This window comes from Candidatus Regiella insecticola LSR1 (genome assembly GCF_000143625.1).
Lineage (GTDB): Bacteria > Pseudomonadota > Gammaproteobacteria > Enterobacterales > Enterobacteriaceae > Regiella > Regiella insecticola.
Map to the genome: position 1 here is coordinate 1 of NZ_GL379672.1, position 262 is coordinate 262.

Genomic DNA, 262 nt, shown 5'->3' on the forward strand with positions numbered 1-262 from the left:
CCGCCGTGCACCACGTTGAGCACGCCAGCCGGCACGCCAGCTTCCAGCGCCAGCTCGACGAGCAGCATGGTCGACAGCGGGTCCTGCTTGGAGGGCTTGAGGACGAAGGTGTTACCGCAGGCGATCGCCATCGGGAACATCCACAGCGGGATCATCGCCGGGAAGTTGAACGGGGTGATACCGGCGCACACGCCGATGGGTTGGCGCAGGGTGTAGGTGTCGACGCCACCGGCGACGTTCTCAGCGAATTCGCCCATCTGCA

Annotated in this window: 1 protein-coding gene; it reads right to left on the reverse strand. The window is 65.6% G+C overall.

Features of this window, described 5'->3' with window-relative positions:
- The coding region (locus tag REG_RS11475) for an aldehyde dehydrogenase family protein (RefSeq protein ID WP_006705389.1) at positions 1–262 on the reverse strand (262 nt) is incomplete at both ends.